The organism is Escherichia sp. R1, assembly GCF_003000935.1.
In the GTDB taxonomy this organism is placed as follows: Bacteria; Pseudomonadota; Gammaproteobacteria; order Enterobacterales; family Enterobacteriaceae; genus Escherichia; species Escherichia coli.
On record NZ_PSRU01000018.1, the window covers coordinates 20940 to 38135 of the forward strand.

Consider the following 17196-nt stretch of genomic DNA (forward strand, 5'->3'; position numbering starts at 1 on the left):
TGTCGGTGTATAAGCGCTCTGTGAGGCGTATAGCGGCGTTAAAAAACTGCCGAGAAGGGTGTATAGCCCGAAAGAAGTGCGTAAAACGAACTGACAGGATAAAAGCGCCCTGCTCACCCTGTCAGTAAAGAAATTCTTATTAATCGTGGCGATGCCTTTCCTGAATAGCCGTTAATGAGCCGACTTCTAACGCTTCTTTATAGTGTTTACGGCATACAGAAACGTAGCGTTCATTACCACCAATAACCACCTGCTCACCTTCGTTATAAGGTCTGCCTGCTTGATCAAGACGCAGCACCATGCTTGCTTTACGGCCACAAAAACAGATGGTTTTTAATTCAACCAGTTTGTCGGACCACGCCAGTAAGTATTGACTGCCAATAAATAATTCACCTCGAAAATCGGTACGTAAACCATAACAAAGTACAGGTATATCGAGTTGATCGACAACCTCCGATAATTCATATACTTGTTGTCTGGTTAAAAACTGGCATTCATCAACCAGTACGCAATGAATTGCCTGCTGTTCATGTTCCGCACGAATCTCATCAAATAATGATGAATTTTGGTTAAATAATTTTGCAGGCGATGACAAACCTATACGCGAACTGACTTTCCCGGCACCAAAACGATCATCAATTTCTGCCGTATATACGACAGTGCGCATGCCGCGTTCCTGGTAATTGTATGAAGATTGCAACAATGCTGTAGACTTACCCGCATTCATTGCGGAATAGTAGAAATATAGCTGTGCCATCAGCCACAGGCCCTCAATGATATGAAATAAAGTTGGCTGGAGTTTATCATAATTCGTCAGTTTTTCAGCTCAACAGTATGCACAGAAGTGGTATATGCGTTCTCCCTTACGAAGCCTTGCATAATCCTTCTGAGCTATCATTACAACTGCCTCGCTTGTTATAAGCGGGTAAATGACTGCCGGTAACTATTCACAATCTTTAACCTGTTGCGCATGTAATAGCCCTCTGTTGACCTCCAGGAGATAGTGCAATACTAAGTCCCTGCTCTTATTGCGACTGTTCTACTTTTCATCATTCGCTTAATAGGGAATTCTCGTAAACTCGGCTAATACAGAAGACTGAAAGGTCGTCAGCCTACGATTATCTCCCCATAAAATGTGACATGAATCAGGAAGTTTAAACCTCACGTGCTGCGAAATCATCGGTGCAAATAGGGCTATATGCCGCGTCTTTTCTGGCTAATTTTATGAAAAGATATTTATTGGCGGCACAAAATAAAGAACAATTTTGAATTCCTTACATTCCTGGCTATTGCACAACTGAATTTAAGGCTCTATTATTACCTCAACAAACCACCCCAATATAAGTTTGAGATTACTACAATGAGCGAAGCACTTAAAATTCTGAACAACATCCGTACTCTTCGTGCGCAGGCAAGAGAATGTACACTTGAAACGCTGGAAGAAATGCTGGAAAAATTAGAAGTTGTTGTTAACGAACGTCGCGAAGAAGAAAGCGCGGCTGCTGCTGAAGTTGAAGAGCGCACTCGTAAACTGCAGCAATATCGCGAAATGCTGATCGCTGACGGTATTGACCCGAACGAACTGCTGAATAGCCTTGCTGCCGTTAAATCTGGCACCAAAGCTAAGCGTGCTCAGCGTCCGGCAAAATATAGCTACGTTGACGAAAACGGCGAAACTAAAACCTGGACTGGCCAGGGCCGTACTCCAGCTGTAATCAAAAAAGCAATGGATGAGCAAGGTAAATCCCTCGACGATTTCCTGATCAAGCAATAATCTTTTGTAGATTGCACATGCTAAAAATCCCGCCATCGGCGGGATTTTTTATTGTCCGGTTTAAGACAATTTAATAAGAATAAGCTATAAAAAAACGGCGTCGATTGCTCAACGCCGTTTCGTGGAAAACACCGATACGGATGTTACTTCTTAATGCCCATCTCGTCTTCAAGCCAGGCTTTAAATTCCGTGCCAAGGGTGTTATGACGAATACCGTATTCAACGAAGGCCTGCATGTAACCTAATTTATTACCGCAGTCATGGCTCTTCCCTTTCATATGATAGGCTTCAACCGTTTCTTTTTCGATCAGCATATCAATTGCGTCGGTGAGCTGAATTTCATCACCAGCTCCAGGAGGGGTTTTTGCCAGCAACGGCCAAATATCCGCGCTAAGTACGTAACGACCCACAATAGCGAGATTAGACGGCGCAACATCCGCTTTTGGTTTTTCAACCACGCCAACCATCGGTACGCTTTCACCCGGCGCTAATTCAACGCCTTTGCAATCCACAACGCCATATGCGGTCACATCAGCAACCGGTTCAACCATGATCTGGCTATGACCCGTTTCATCAAAGCGGCGGATCATCTCTGCCAGGTTATCCTGTGATAAATCGGATTCATATTCATCCAGAATAACGTCAGGCAAAATAACAGCTACCGGTTCATCACCCACTACCGGGTGAGCACACAATACCGCGTGTCCCAGGCCTTTCGCCAGCCCCTGACGAACTTGCATAATAGTCACGTGTGGCGGACAAATAGACTGCACTTCATCAAGCAGTTGACGTTTTACACGTTTTTCCAGCATTGCTTCCAGTTCAAAACTGGTATCAAAGTGGTTTTCAATAGAGTTTTTAGATGAGTGAGTAACCAGCACAATTTCAGTAATGCCAGCCGCAATACATTCATTCACGACGTATTGAATTAATGGCTTATCGACAAGTGGCAGCATCTCTTTCGGGATGGCTTTCGTCGCCGGCAACATCCTGGTTCCTAATCCCGCTACGGGGATAACGGCTTTTTTGACTTTCGTATTAATGGCAGCCATTTAAATTCTCCTGGACTGTTCGTGTTTTGAACGTGTTCATATTTCTGTATCGCATCCCAGTATATCAGCACCCCGAAGGGGCTAAGTTCTGAAAAGGAGGCGAGTTAGCATAATTAAGACAATTACTTATACGAATAGCGACGATAGTACCACCAGCCGACATTAGCAGGTAATGCAAATTTAGCCCGTGTTATCGTTTGCTCATTCTGCAGACAACATCAAGCGCAGCCGACCACCGGTTCCCCATATTTGGCATTGCCAGGCATCGCATCGCTGGCTCAATTGATTCAAATAAGCGTTACCTAAAGTGCCTAACGGAACACCATTACTGATTTGCACCTGATGTTCGCCGGTATTTAACGTCGCATTCAGACCCGCAGAAACCAGAATGAGATTTTTCAGTTCGCGATGATAATAGCCAACTAATAGCGGAAACTGCCCCGGCAGATTGGCCTGACGGAGTAAATGGTTTACCTGCTTCAATAACGCGCCCAACTCTGGCAACCGTTGATTTTGGTGTGCAAGCTGTTCCTGTAATAATCCGTTAAACAATACGCGTAATAACAAGGCAGCAAGTACGCCATTATGTCCAGCTCGGGTGACATCAAGGCAATAAAATGCCAGATCGTTTTCCGAAAGTGCGGCAATATCAAGCACCAGGCCGGGTTTGTCCGCGGCAACTAATTGACGATAATTAACCCGGCATTGGGAAATCACCTGCTGAACTGGCGGTTGTAGTTCCTGTAATAATTTCGCCGCTGCAGCAGGGTTATCAACCATTGCATCCCAGTCGCGAAAAAGCCTTTCCTCTTCCTCAACGCGGGAATTAAACATGCTGGGATAGAGACAGGCAAAAACCATCTCGCGCAAGCGATTCAGATCTTTAACCGGTTTCAGCAAAACATCTTCAACACCCAGACGTAACGCTTTGGCAATATCTGCCATATTTTCAGTGGCAGATATCACCAGAACTGGTGTCTGGTCACCTCTATTGCGTATATGTTCCAGCAGTTTAAGCCCGTTCATTCGTGGCATCGCGATATCACATATCATCAGGTCTGGAGTGAAACCTCCCAGCAACTCAAGGGCATCCACCCCATCAGCCGCCAGTACCGTTGTCGCTCCCAATGAGGAAAACCACGAATCCAGAAGCGAGCGAAATACCTGCTCATCTTCAACAATGAGAATCTGTTTTCCGACCAATGGCTGCGTCATGTTCTCTCCCCTGACTGGCTTTACTCAATAGTGGCACGCTATTGCCACCTACGCCTGTCAGAATTAACTTAAGTGTAGATAAAAATTCTGGTCAAATGTTGGTGCGTACCAACGGCAAAAGTTCGTCCATTTTCTTTTCCACTGCCAGCTGTCCGGCCGCAATGGCAGCGTGCGCGCGATGGAAATCAAGCGTAGATATTTGCGGGCAAACAGGTTGAATCAGAATATCGGGCGGATCACCTGCCATGCGGTTCCTTTTAAGTCGGTTCTCCAGCACCTGGATAGAAGTGGTCATAATCTCTGTTGCCGTTGGCGCTGTCACCGTCCGACGTGTCGTTATGCTGCCTAACCTTTCTTTCAGACGCGCATGCCACGGCAGAGAATCACCATTCTCGCTATTTTCTTCACTGACATTAAAGGAGAGCAAATCTTGTTGCATCAAATGAGCATCGTGCTGCAGGTCGACCGCTATCACAATATCAGCCCCCAATGCACGCGTGAGGGAAATAGGAATTGGGTTAACTACAGCGCCATCAACCAGCCAGTAGCCGTTATGCGCAACGGGTGCCATTAGTCCAGGAATACTGCATGATGCACGAATGGCAAGATGGAGATCGCCTTCAGTAAACCATAATTCACGCCCAGTACTTAAATTGGTGGCAACAGCCGCGAAGCGACGGGAACAATTTTCGATCTCTGTTTCCGGCATTATTTCGCGATATTGATTGAAGACACGCTCGCCGCGCAGTAACCCACCGCGCTGCCAGGAGAGATCCATCAGGCGTAAAACATCCCAATAACTGAAAGAGGTCACCCAATCTTCCAGCGCAGATAATCGATCGCATGCATAGGCAGCGCCCACCAGCGAACCAATTGAACATCCTGCAACGATATCAATTTCAATACCCACTTTTTTTAGCGCATTAATTACGCCAATATGCGACCAACCTCTTGCCGCGCCAGATCCCAGCGCCAGCCCTATTTTTATCTTTCTCATTATTCCCGCAAGATTCCCCTGGAATGCAATCGTAGCCACATCGCTACTGCTCGGTTAACATAGTGCTACTCAGGCGGTTAATACGCCGTTATTGTTTCCAGGGAGATTATTTGTGTCTCAGCTTTGTCCCTGTGGTAGTGCTGTCGAGTATAGCCTATGTTGCCACCCTTATGTGTCTGGTGAAAAGGTTGCACCTGATCCAGAACATCTCATGCGTTCGCGTTACTGCGCTTTTGTGATGCAAGACGCAGATTATTTAATAAAGACCTGGCATCCATCTTGTGGAGCAGCGGCGTTACGTGCCGAATTGATTGCCGGATTTGCGCATACTGAATGGTTGGGCTTGACCGTATTTGAACATTGCTGGCAGGACGGCGGCAATATCGGATTTGTCAGTTTTGTTGCTCAATTTACCGAGGGTGGCAAAACAGGTGCAATAATTGAACGTTCGCGATTTTTGAAAGAAAACGGTCAATGGTACTATATTGACGGTACACGTCCGCAGTTTGGCCGCAACGATCCCTGCCCTTGTGGTTCAGGTAAAAAATTTAAAAAGTGCTGCGGCCAATAATGGTTGACGGTACGGTTTAGCAAACACTCTCAACAAGGTTTTTCCAGCAATGCATTCACTCCAACGTAAAGTTCTGCGTACTATTTGTCCGGACCAAAAAGGTCTGATCGCACGTATTACCAATATTTGCTACAAGCACGAGTTAAATATCGTGCAGAACAATGAATTTGTAGATCATCGTACCGGGCGCTTTTTTATGCGCACGGAACTGGAAGGGATTTTTAATGATTCCACCCTGCTGGCGGATCTCGATAGCGCATTGCCAGAAGGCTCCGTGCGTGAGCTGAATCCTGCCGGTCGTCGCCGGATAGTAATTCTGGTCACTAAAGAAGCGCATTGCCTTGGCGATTTGTTGATGAAAGCCAATTACGGCGGCCTGGATGTCGAAATCGCGGCAGTTATTGGTAACCACGATACTTTACGTTCTCTGGTTGAGCGGTTTGATATTCCGTTTGAGCTGGTAAGCCATGAAGGGTTAAGCCGCAACGAGCACGATCAAAAGATGGCGGATGCCATTGATGCTTATCAACCTGACTATGTGGTGCTGGCGAAGTATATGCGGGTATTAACGCCGGAATTTGTGGCACGCTTCCCGAATAAGATCATCAATATTCACCATTCATTCCTGCCAGCGTTTATCGGCGCACGTCCTTATCACCAGGCCTATGAGCGTGGAGTGAAGATTATTGGCGCAACCGCTCACTATGTGAATGACAATCTGGACGAAGGCCCAATCATCATGCAGGACGTTATTCATGTCGATCATACCTACACAGCTGAAGATATGATGCGCGCAGGTCGTGACGTCGAGAAAAACGTCTTAAGTCGTGCGCTATACAAAGTACTGGCGCAGCGCGTCTTTGTTTACGGTAATCGGACGATTATTCTTTAATCGCCAGCAAAAATAACTGGTTAGCTTTAATCCGTTACGGATGAAAATTACGCAACCAGTTCATTTTTCTCAACGTAACACTTTACAGCGGCGCGTCATTTGATATGATGCGCCCCGCTTCCCGATAAGGGAGCAGGCCAGTAAAAAGCATTACCCCGTGGTGGGGTTCCCGAGCGGCCAAAGGGAGCAGACTGTAAATCTGCCGTCATCGACTTCGAAGGTTCGAATCCTTCCCCCACCACCATCTCAAGCATTACCTACAATATGAATTACCCCTGGTGGGGTTCCCGAGCGGCCAAAGGGAGCAGACTGTAAATCTGCCGTCATCGACTTCGAAGGTTCGAATCCTTCCCCCACCACCATCACTTTCAAAAGCCCCTGAATTCTCAAACGAATCCGCAATTAAATATTCTGCCCATGCGGGGAAGGATGAGAGGCTTCGACCAAGGTTCGACTCGAGTGCCAGCGAGAGAGCGTTGCCGCAGGCAACGACCCGTAGGGCGAAGCGCGCAGCGCTGAGTAATCCTTCCCCCACCACCATTTCTTCCTGAAATACTCAAAACCTGTTACTCCGAGCTAATTCTGCCCAATGGCACCGCGTTTACCGGACCTAAAATATCCTCCCCTGTAGGTCGGATAAGCGAAGCGCATCCGACAACTCCCCCCGCACCGTGCCCATAAAAAAAACCCGCCGGAGCGCTGAGGAATCCCCAGTAATGGGCGGGTAAAAAAAGACAGGCATAGAGTTTTGTGATCTACTGACTTGTGCAACCAATTCAATGAGATCTCCTCTATGCCTGCTCGCCAAGTATGTCAGAATTTTTTCCGCGGTGCTTTAGCACCATTTCACAAATACCGACAAAATGCTTTGTTGGATGCCACTATCGCACTAATCAATGGCGCATCTCTGACGCTGACCAGCATCGGACGTTATTTACCCGGTAATGCTCAGGTCAAAAATAAAATAAAACGTGTTGATCGTCTGCTCGGTAATGAGTCTCTTCATCACGACATCCCCCTGATTTTCAGAAACATTATTTCCATGCTGACGAGCAAGCTGTCACTGTGTGTCATCGCCGTTGACTGGAGTGGATACCCCTCTCAGGAGTATCACGTACTCCGCGCCAGCCTGATTTGCGATGGACATTCGATTCCATTGCTGAGTTGGATAGTTCCTTCGGAAAAACAGCAAAATGCAAAGATACAGCAAGCCTTTCTTAATACTCTTTCCGAAGCGGTAAACCCAAAAGCAAGGGTAATCATCGTCACGGATGCAGGGTTCCAGAATGCCTGGTTTCGGCACATAAAATCACTCGGCTGGGATTTTATTGGCCGGATACGAGGCAATAAACAACTGCATCTGGCGAGAAAAGGGGAATGCTGGTTCAGGCGTCAGGAATTACAGGCCGGTAACAAACCTGAATATCTGGGGCCGGGGACGCTTTCCCGGGCGGAATACGCCCGTTGCGATGGTCATTTTTATTTGCACAAAAAAGAGCCGAAAGGCCGGAGAAATAAACGTTCGCGTTGCGGTATAGCCAGACCATCACAGATAAAAGATGCCAGGTCGGCGGCAAAAGAACCATGGTTAATATTCAGCAGCACAGATGACTTTAAACCGCGAGAAATCATGAAGTTATACAGCCGCCGAATGCAGATTGAGCAAAACTCCAGGGATGAAAAAAGTGAGCGTTTTGGGTTCGGTCTGCGAGCCAGTTACAGCTGTTCGGCAGGAAGAATGCTGGTACTGAGCCTGCTGGCAACACTGAGCACAATAGTGCTGTGGCTTATTGGCTATCACGCTGAAAATCAAGGGTTACATCTTAGATATCAGGCCAACAGCATTAAAACGCGGCGGGTAATCTCGTATCTGAGGTTAGCGGAGAATGTCTTACGACACTCCCCGCTAATTTTAAAACGAACGGTGCTAAGCACCATTCTTAATCACCTCACCAGAACCTACCAGAATATGGTGTTGGTTTATTATCGCTGATTTATGGGGATCCCTCAGCGCCGAAGCAGGGTCTATGTGAACTAAAATTCGCTTAGTGACGAGCGCGCACCAGCTGATACTTACGCGTCAGATACTCCACCGGGACGCTCCAGATGTGTACCAGACGCGAGAACGGGAACAGCAGGAATAACGTCATCCCCAACACCAGGTGCAGACGGAAGATAAACGCCACGCCATCAAGATGTTGAGAAGCGCCACCGTGGAAGGTCACTACAGACTGCGCCCAGCCAACCAGTTTCATCATCTCGCTACCGTCCATATGCTGGGCGGAGAACGGAATGGTCAGCAGGCCCAGCGCGCACTGGATAACGAGCAGCGACAGGATCAAGATATCCGCTCCGGTAGTCGTTGCACGCACGCGTGGGCTGAACAGACGACGTTTCAACAACAGCACGCCGCCAATCAGACACAGTACGCCGCTGGCACCACCAGCAAACATCGCCATTTTCTGTTTCACTTCAATCGGCAGCCAGGCTTCATACATCCAGTGCGGCGTCAGCATACCGAAGAAGTGACCGACAAAAATCCCCAGAATACCGATATGGAACAGGTTCGACGCCAGATTCATCCCTTTGCGATCCAGCATCTGGCTGGACGCCGCACGCCATGTGTACTGCCCGTAGTCATAACGCAGCCAGCTACCAATCAGGAAGACCGCCCCGGCTATGTACGGGTAGATATCAAAGAAGAACATATTCAGGAATTGCATTAGTGCTGTCCTCCGGTGGTGATATTCAGATATTGCGGCGCGACGGCACCGGCAAAGCGACGCTGATGAGCAGTGATTGCTGAATCACCGCAGCCTTTGTCAGCAAAGAATTTAACCTGCTCTTCTTCCCAGACTGCATCCAGCGCCTGCGGCGTATCGTCGCGCGCTTCATCGGCAATTTTTTCCGCCACTTTGTCGCTGTCGATTGCGGTATTCGCCAGTTTCAGCAGCAGATCAAACAGCACGGCATAACGGCTTTCACGCTGTTGCAGACGCGCGCTCAGCAATGCCAGAATCGGCGCAATATCTTTCAAACCCTCCACGGCTTCGCTTTGCGGCAGCTGCGCCAGGTACTCCAGATACAGCGGCAGATGGTCGGGCAATTCGCGGCTGTTTAACTGCAAGCCGTGCTGCTCGTACTGCGCCAGCAGATCCACCATCGCCTGGCCGCGGTCACGGGATTCACCGTGAACATGTTCAAATAGCAACAGTGACGTGGCGCGGCCACGGTCGAACAGTTCGCTGTACTGCGCCTGGGCATCGAGCGGATCCATCGTCGTTAAATCGCGCAGGAAAATGCCCAGCGCATGGGCATCCTCTTTTGGCAGATTTTTCGACGCGGCAATCGCCTCAAACATCTCTTGTTGATGCTGCCATAAGGCAGCATCCGGATATTCAAGGAGACGCGATACAATCACGAGTTCGATCATGGGTGCGGCTCCGTTTTGCTGGTTACATCGATGGCATCGATACGGCGGCTGTTGAACAGATTGAATTTGGTATCTGAACCGTGGCAGCCATCACCAAAGGTAAAGCCGCAGCCATTTTTCTCCGGGAAGGCTTCCCGCGCCAGTTCACGATGACTGCTCGGCACCACAAAGCGATCTTCGTAGTTGGCAATAGCCAGATAACGATACATCTCCTGTGCCTGGGCTTCGGTCAGACCGACCTCTTCCAGCGCACGGGTATCGACTTTACCGTCAACGGTTTCAGCACGTTTGTAATGACGCATCGCCAGCATACGTTTCAGCGCGCGCAGTACCGGTTTGGTATCACCGGCGGTCAGCAGATTCGCCAGATACTGTACCGGAATACGCAGGCTTTCGACGTCTGGCAGAATGCCGTTGCTGCCCAGTTCACCCGCGTCTGCCGCAGACTGAATCGGCGACAGAGGCGGCACGTACCAGACCATCGGCAGTGTGCGATATTCCGGATGCAGCGGCAGCGCCAGTTTCCATTCCATCGCCATTTTATAAACTGGCGACTGCTGCGCAGCCTCAATAACGCTCAGCGGAATACCGTCTTTAATCGCCTGCTCGATGACTTTCGGCTCGTTCGGATCGAGGAACACATCCAGCTGACGCTGGTAGAGATCTTTCTCGTTCTCGGTACTTGCCGCACGTTCAATCGCGTCGGCATCGTACAGCAGCACGCCAAGATAACGGATACGACCGACACAGGTTTCTGAACATATTGTCGGCTGGCCGGCTTCAATACGCGGATAGCAGAAGATGCACTTCTCAGACTTACCGCTCTTCCAGTTGAAGTAGATTTTTTTGTACGGGCATCCGGTGATGCACATACGCCAGCCACGGCATTTATCCTGGTCGATCAGGACGATGCCATCTTCTTCACGCTTGTAAATCGCACCGCTCGGGCAGGTCGCCACACATGCCGGGTTCAGACAGTGTTCGCACAGGCGCGGCAAATACATCATGAAGGTGTTTTCGAACTGGCTATACATCGCCTTCTGGATGTTGTCGAAGTTCTTGTCTTTCGCCAGCTTGTCAAACTCACCGCCCAGGTCATCTTCCCAGTTCGGCCCTTTTTCGATTTTCGCCATCCGTTCGCCGGTAATCAGCGAACGCGGACGGGCAATCGGCTGTGATTTGCTGCCTTCCGGCGCGGTATGCAGGTTCTGATAATCAAAATCGAACGGCTCGTAATAATCGTCGATCCCCGGCAGATGCGGGTTAGCGAAGATTTTACCCAGCAGCATGGCACGGTTACCCATGCGCGGCTGCAGTTTGCCGTTGATTTTACGGATCCAGCCGCCTTTGTATTTTTCCTGGTTTTCCCAGTCAGTCGGGAAGCCCTGGCCCGGCTTGGTTTCCACGTTGTTGAACCACGCGTATTCCACGCCTTCACGGCTGGTCCAGACGTTTTTACAGGTCACTGAACAGGTGTGGCAGCCGATGCACTTATCGAGATTCAGCACCATGCCGACTTGTGAACGAATTTTCATTTTACGCTCTCCTGTACCTGGTCATTGCCTTCGCCATCTAACCAGTCAATGTTCTTCATCTTACGCACTACAACAAACTCATCGCGGTTAGAACCTACGGTGCCGTAGTAGTTAAAGCCATATGCCAGATGGGCATAGCCGCCGATCATATGCGTCGGTTTCGGCGTGATACGGGTGACCGAGTTATGGATACCACCACGCTGTTGGGTAATTTCCGAACCAGGCAGGTTAACGATACGTTCCTGCGCGTGGTACATCATGGTCATCCCTGCCGGAACACGCTGGCTGACAACCGCACGGGCAGTCAGTGCACCGTTGCTGTTGAAGACTTCAATCCAGTCGTTATCGGCGATACCCAGCTCTTTGGCATCGGCTTCACTCAGCCAGACCACCGGACCACCGCGACCTAAAGTCAGCATCAGCAGGTTGTCGCTGTAGGTGGAGTGGATACCCCACTTCTGGTGTGGCGTCAGGAAGTTGAGCGCTTTTTCCGGGTTGCCATTGGATTTCTGGCCCATCACTTCTTTCACCGAACGGGTGTCGATCGGCGGACGATAAACCAGCAGGCTTTCACCGAAATCACGCATCCATTGGTGATCCTGATACAGCTGCTGACGGCCAGAGAGCGTACGCCACGGGATCAGCTCGTGAACGTTGGTGTAACCGGCGTTGTAAGAAACGTGTTCATCTTCAAGGCCAGACCATGTCGGGCTGGAGATGATTTTGCGCGGCTGTGCCTGAATATCGCGGAAGCGAATCTTCTCGTCTTCTTTATTCAGCGCCAGATGCGTATGGTCACGACCGGTAAATTCGCTCAGGGCAGCCCAGGCTTTTACAGCTACCTGACCATTGGTTTCCGGTGCCAGTGTCAGGATCATCTCTGCCGCATCAATTGCGGTGTTCAGCATCGGCTGGCCTTTCGCCGGACCTTCCGCTTTGGTGTAGTTGAGCTTACGCAGCAGATCCATCTCGCTCTGGGTGTTCCAGGCAATCCCTTTACCGCCGTTACCGATTTTCTCCATCAGCGGGCCGATAGAGGTAAAGCGTTCGTAAGTTGCCGGATAATCGCGCTCTACGACCATAATGTGCGGTGCAGTTTTACCTGGGATCAGGTCGCATTCGCCTTTTTTCCAGTCTTTCACATCCAGCGGCTGCGCCAGTTCAGCGGCAGAGTCGTGCTGGATAGGCAGCGTGACGATGTCAGTTTCTTTACCCAGATGACCAACGCACACTTCGGAGAATTTCCTGGCGATGGCTTTGTAGATTTCCCAGTCGCTTTTCGCTTCCCAGGCCGGATCGACCGCCGCAGACAGCGGGTGAATAAACGGATGCATATCCGAAGTATTCATGTCGTCTTTTTCGTACCAAGTCGCCGTCGGCAAAATGATGTCGGAATAGAGACAGGTGCTCGACAGACGGAAGTCCAGCGTCACCACCAGATCCAGCTTGCCTTCCAGACCGTTGTCCTGCCAGTCCACTTCTTCCGGCTTCACGCCGCCCTGCTGCCCCAGGTCTTTGCCCTGGATACCGTGCTCCGTCCCCAGCAGGTACTTGAGCATAAACTCATGACCTTTACCGGAAGAACCGAGCAGGTTAGAACGCCAGATGAACAGATTACGCGGGTGGTTTTTACCGTTTTCCGGCTGTTCCGCAGCGAAACGGATAGAACCCTCTTTCAGGGATTTCACCGTATAGTCCACCGGATTCATCCCGGCTTTTTCTGCTTCGCGAGCGATTGTCAGCGGGTTAGTGCCTAACTGCGGCGCAGACGGCAGCCAGCCCATGCGTTCTGCACGGACGTTAAAGTCGATCAAGTGTCCGGTATAGCGAGATTTATCCGCCATCGGCGACAGCAGTTCTTCCGCAGTCACGGTTTCATAACGCCACTGGCTGGAGTGGTTATAGAAATAAGAGGTACTGTTCATGTGACGCGCCGGACGCTGCCAGTCGAGGGCAAACGCCAGCGGCTGCCAGCCGGTTTGCGGACGCAGTTTTTCCTGACCTACATAGTGCGCCCAGCCACCGCCGCTCTGACCGACACAGCCGCAGAAAATCAGCATATTGATCAGACCACGATAGTTCATGTCCAGGTGATACCAGTGGTTCAGCCCAGCGCCGACGATAATCATCGAACGACCGTGCGTTTTATCAGCGTTATCGGCAAATTCACGGGCGATGCGAATAATCTGGCTGCGAGAAACGCCGGTAATCTGCTCTGCCCAGGCAGGGGTGTAAGCTTTCACATCGTCATAGCTGGTTGCACAGTTAACGTCGTTCAGGCCACGTTCCAGACCGTAGTTTGCCAGCGTCAGATCATAAACGGTGGTCACCAGGGCGGTGCTGCCATCAGCCAGTTGCAGGCGTTTCACCGGCAGCTTATGCAGCAGCACGTTTTCCAGTTCCACTTTGTTGAAGTGTTCCGTGCCATCGCCACCAAAGTACGGGAAGCCCACCTCAGCGATCTCATCCTGGCTACCCAGCAGGCTCAGTTGCAGCTCGGTTTCTTCGCCAGTTTTGCCGTCGCGCTGCTCAAGATTCCATTTGCCCTTCTCGCCCCAGCGGAAGCCAATAGAACCGTTCGGCGCAACCATTTCACCATTGGTATTAAAGGCGACAGTTTTCCATTCCGGATTGTTTTCCTGGCCCAGTGCATCCACCAGATCAGCAGCGCGCAGCATACGACCCGCAGCGTAGTAACCGTCGCGCTCTTCCAGCATCACCAGCATCGGCATGTCGGTGTAGCGGCGCACATAGTCGGTGAAATACTGGCTTGGGTTGTCGAGGTGGAATTCACGCAGCATTACGTGACCCATTGCCAGCGCCATTGCCGCATCGGTGCCCTGTTTCGGTGCCAGCCACAGATCGCACAGTTTGGCGATTTCAGCGTAGTCTGGTGTGACGGCAACAGTTTTGGTTCCTTTGTAACGCACTTCAGTAAAGAAGTGAGCATCCGGGGTACGCGTCTGCGGCACGTTTGAACCCCAGGCGATGATGTAGCTGGAGTTGTACCAGTCAGCAGATTCCGGTACGTCAGTTTGCTCACCCCAGGTTTGCGGAGACGCAGGAGGCAGGTCGCAGTACCAGTCGTAGAAGCTTAAGCAAGTACCGCCAATCAGCGAGAGATAGCGCGCACCCGATGCGTAAGAAACCATCGACATTGCCGGAATTGGCGAGAAGCCAGCGACACGGTCCGGACCGTAATTTTTGATGGTGTAAACGTTAGATGCGGCGATCAGTTCGTTCACTTCCTGCCAGGAAGAACGAACAAAACCACCGCGTCCACGCGCCTGCTTAAAGCTTTTCGCTTTATCGGCGTCTTCAATGATAGAAGCCCATGCCTCAACCGGATCGCTATGCAGCGCCTTCGCTTCACGCCACATTTTCATCAGGCGTTTGCGCATCATCGGGTATTTCAGGCGGTTAGCGCTGTAAAGATACCAGGAGTAGCTGGCACCGCGCGGGCAGCCGCGAGGTTCATGGTTTGGCAGGTCCGGGCGAGTTCGCGGATAGTCAGTCTGCTGGGTTTCCCAGGTGACCAGACCGTTTTTGACGTAGATTTTCCAGCTGCAGGAGCCGGTGCAGTTTACCCCGTGGGTAGAGCGGACGATTTTGTCATGCTGCCAACGCTGGCGATATCCATCCTCCCAGTCACGGTTGGTATTGAGAAGCTGGCCATGCCCATCGGCAAAGGTTTCACCCTTCTGTTTGAAGTAGCGAAACCGGTCCAGGAATTTACTCATCGGTTTTCTCCTGTGGGAGCCTGTCGGCCCTCTGATAAATCGACATTGCTAATGTTTAAGGGCAAGGTAACGCTCTGAAACAGCGTGGGAATTGATAACGATCAAGAGTGATGGGGATGAAAAATAAAGTAAATTCCTGGAATACCCCTTTAGGATAATTAACATTTATAGCATAACAGACTGTAAATTAAGACGTTTTACACCTGTGGTTATTTAAACCATTAAGATTTTTATGCAGATGGGTATTAAGGAGTATTCCCCATGGGTAACATATTAATGACTCTTAATGAAATCCAGCGAAATAAGCCATACAACATTAGTATGTTGTAACTAAATGACGCATAAAAAAAGCGCGACATCATGCCGCGCAAAGGATAATCAAATATTACGATTTATTTTTTAGAATGCCGACCATATACCGCCCAGGTAATCACCACGCAGGCGATATAGAAAATCAAAAATACTTTCATTGCGCCGACTGGCGAACCCGTTAATGCCAGCGAGCTACCAAACGCTTTCGGGATAAAGAAGCCACCAATCGCGCCAATCGCAGAGATGAAACCCAGCGCCGCCGCCGTGTCGGTTGCCGCTTCACGCATCGCACGTTCGTCAGAACCCCCTTCTGCTTTCACGCGATCCATTGTCAGTTTACGGAAGATCACGGAAATCATCTGGAAAGTGGAACCACTACCCAGCCCAGCTGTCAGGAACAGCGCCAGGAAGACTGCGAAGAACGCCATGAAGCTTCCGCCCTGTCCGTCAGTCGGTAAGGTCAGGAACAGCAGGCCGCTGAAAATCGCCATCAGGATAAAGTTCACCAGCGTGACACGAGTTCCGCCCAGACGGTCAGATAATGCACCACCTGCAGAACGCGCCAGCGCACCAATAAACGGCCCGAAGAAAGCGTATTGCAGAATCTGAACATCCGGGAACTGCGTTTTTGACAGCATCGCAAAGCCCGCGGAGAAGCCGATGAAGGAGCCGAAGGTTGCCAGATACAGCAGGCTCATAATCCACAGATGACCCCGTTTGAGTACCGGCAACTGCTCCTTGATGGAGGCTTTCGAGGTAGCAAGATCGTTCATGCCAAACCACGCCGCAATGGTGAAGATGGCAAGGAACGGCACCCATATCCAGGACGCATTCGCCAGATACAGCTCAGTCCCATCCGGCTGTTTGACGCCCTGGCTACCAAATACTGCGAAAATCGACAGTGATACCACCAGCGGAGCAACCAACTGCATGACGCTGACGCCCATGTTGCCCAGACCACCATTCAGACCCAGCGCGCCACCCTGCTTCTGTTTCGGAAAGAAGAAGCTGATGTTTGCCATACTGGATGCGAAGTTCGCGCCAGCAAAGCCGCACAGCAGAGAAATGATGATGAAGACGCTATAAGGCGTGGAGGTATCCTGCACGGCAAAACCCAGCCAGACGCAAGGAATAATCAGAATACCGGTGCTGAACGCCGTCCAGCGACGACCACCAAAGATAGGAACCATAAAGGAGTATGGAACACGTAATAACGCGCCAGAAACCGAAGGCAGCGCAGTCAACATAAATAGCTGATCGGTCGTAAAATTAAAACCGACTTTCGGTAAGTTCACCGCAACAGCGCTGAACAACATCCATACGCAAAACGCCAGCAGCAGACAGGGAACGGAAATCCACAGGTTGCGGCTGGCAATACGTTGACCGCGTTGTTGCCAGAACGCAGGATCTTCCGGTCGCCAATCTGTAATGACAGCTCCAGTAGCCCTTTCGGGGGCGGATGAGTGACTCATAGACACCTCTGATACTCGTTTCGATGTCTGCCACCTTAGTGTCTGTAGCTAAAGGCAATTTGATGTAAATCAAACGATAAGATAACTTTATCTATCATTGATATTTATCATTATCCATAGTGAGTACAGTGATTTCATAAAAATTATGAGATTTTTCACGGTGCTGTAAAATCCCTACCCTTACCGATGTAAAGCGACTAACC

13 protein-coding genes, 2 tRNA genes and 1 other RNA gene are annotated in these 17196 nt (G+C 50.2%); 7 read left to right on the plus strand and 9 right to left on the minus strand.

Annotated elements, in window-relative coordinates; genetic code table 11:
- Positions 1-139: 139 nt before the first annotated feature.
- On the minus strand, positions 140-757 hold the full coding sequence (tdk, locus tag C4F37_RS20000) for a thymidine kinase (protein WP_000068076.1): 618 nt from the start codon (positions 755-757) through the stop codon (positions 140-142).
- Positions 758-1360: 603 nt separating this feature from the next.
- Here tdk and hns point away from each other — a divergent pair.
- Positions 1361-1774, plus strand: a complete 414-nt coding sequence (gene hns, locus C4F37_RS20005) for a histone-like nucleoid-structuring protein H-NS (RefSeq protein ID WP_001287378.1) — start codon at positions 1361-1363, stop codon at positions 1772-1774.
- Positions 1775-1917: 143 nt separating this feature from the next.
- Here hns and galU read toward each other — a convergent pair whose 3' ends face one another.
- The 3 genes from galU to rssA form a co-directional block, all read right to left on the minus strand.
- Complete coding sequence (gene galU / locus C4F37_RS20010) at positions 1918-2826, minus strand: UTP--glucose-1-phosphate uridylyltransferase GalU (protein WP_000718993.1); 909 nt, start codon at positions 2824-2826, stop codon at positions 1918-1920.
- A gap of 201 nt (positions 2827-3027) precedes the next feature.
- Positions 3028-4041, minus strand: a complete 1014-nt coding sequence (rssB, locus tag C4F37_RS20015; protein WP_001538656.1) for a two-component system response regulator RssB — start codon at positions 4039-4041, stop codon at positions 3028-3030.
- Between the two features lie 91 nt (positions 4042-4132).
- On the minus strand, positions 4133-5038 hold the full coding sequence (rssA, locus tag C4F37_RS20020; protein ID WP_024186830.1) for a patatin-like phospholipase RssA: 906 nt from the start codon (positions 5036-5038) through the stop codon (positions 4133-4135).
- Positions 5039-5150: 112 nt separating this feature from the next.
- On the opposite strand from rssA, the gene C4F37_RS20025 reads away from it, so the two are divergent.
- The 6 genes from C4F37_RS20025 (at position 5151) to C4F37_RS20050 (ending at position 8494) form a co-directional block, all read left to right on the plus strand.
- Positions 5151-5609: a YchJ family protein gene (locus C4F37_RS20025; RefSeq protein ID WP_001538653.1), complete on the plus strand. Its 459-nt coding sequence runs from the start codon at positions 5151-5153 to the stop codon at positions 5607-5609.
- A 49-nt stretch (positions 5610-5658) separates the two neighbouring features.
- The gene (purU, locus tag C4F37_RS20030) at positions 5659-6501 is read left to right on the plus strand and encodes a formyltetrahydrofolate deformylase (protein WP_000555849.1); all 843 of its coding nucleotides are present in this window, start codon (positions 5659-5661) and stop codon (positions 6499-6501) included.
- A 159-nt stretch (positions 6502-6660) separates the two neighbouring features.
- A tRNA-Tyr gene (locus C4F37_RS20035) sits at positions 6661-6745 on the plus strand.
- A 33-nt stretch (positions 6746-6778) separates the two neighbouring features.
- Positions 6779-6863, plus strand: a tRNA-Tyr gene (locus tag C4F37_RS20040).
- A gap of 46 nt (positions 6864-6909) precedes the next feature.
- Positions 6910-7041, plus strand: a non-coding RNA gene (locus tag C4F37_RS20045) — RtT sRNA.
- 253 nt (positions 7042-7294) lie between these two features.
- The gene (locus tag C4F37_RS20050; protein WP_001111618.1) at positions 7295-8494 is read left to right on the plus strand and encodes an IS4 family transposase; all 1200 of its coding nucleotides are present in this window, start codon (positions 7295-7297) and stop codon (positions 8492-8494) included.
- A gap of 52 nt (positions 8495-8546) precedes the next feature.
- Here C4F37_RS20050 and narI read toward each other — a convergent pair whose 3' ends face one another.
- From narI to narK, 5 genes are all read right to left on the minus strand, one after another.
- The gene (gene narI / locus C4F37_RS20055; RefSeq protein WP_001160110.1) at positions 8547-9224 is read right to left on the minus strand and encodes a respiratory nitrate reductase subunit gamma; all 678 of its coding nucleotides are present in this window, start codon (positions 9222-9224) and stop codon (positions 8547-8549) included.
- Positions 9224-9934: a nitrate reductase molybdenum cofactor assembly chaperone gene (gene narJ, locus C4F37_RS20060; RefSeq protein WP_000571681.1), complete on the minus strand. Its 711-nt coding sequence runs from the start codon at positions 9932-9934 to the stop codon at positions 9224-9226. Before narJ ends, narI begins: the two co-directional genes overlap by 1 nt.
- Entirely contained in the window at positions 9931-11469 is a 1539-nt protein-coding gene (gene narH / locus C4F37_RS20065; RefSeq protein ID WP_001773898.1) for a nitrate reductase subunit beta, read from the minus strand. The genes narJ and narH overlap by 4 nt, the downstream gene beginning before the upstream one ends.
- Positions 11466-15209: a nitrate reductase subunit alpha gene (locus C4F37_RS20070; protein WP_001556902.1), complete on the minus strand. Its 3744-nt coding sequence runs from the start codon at positions 15207-15209 to the stop codon at positions 11466-11468. Before C4F37_RS20070 ends, narH begins: the two co-directional genes overlap by 4 nt.
- Positions 15210-15601: 392 nt before the next feature.
- Entirely contained in the window at positions 15602-16993 is a 1392-nt protein-coding gene (narK, locus tag C4F37_RS20075; RefSeq protein ID WP_000019827.1) for a nitrate transporter NarK, read from the minus strand.
- Positions 16994-17196: the final 203 nt, after the last annotated feature.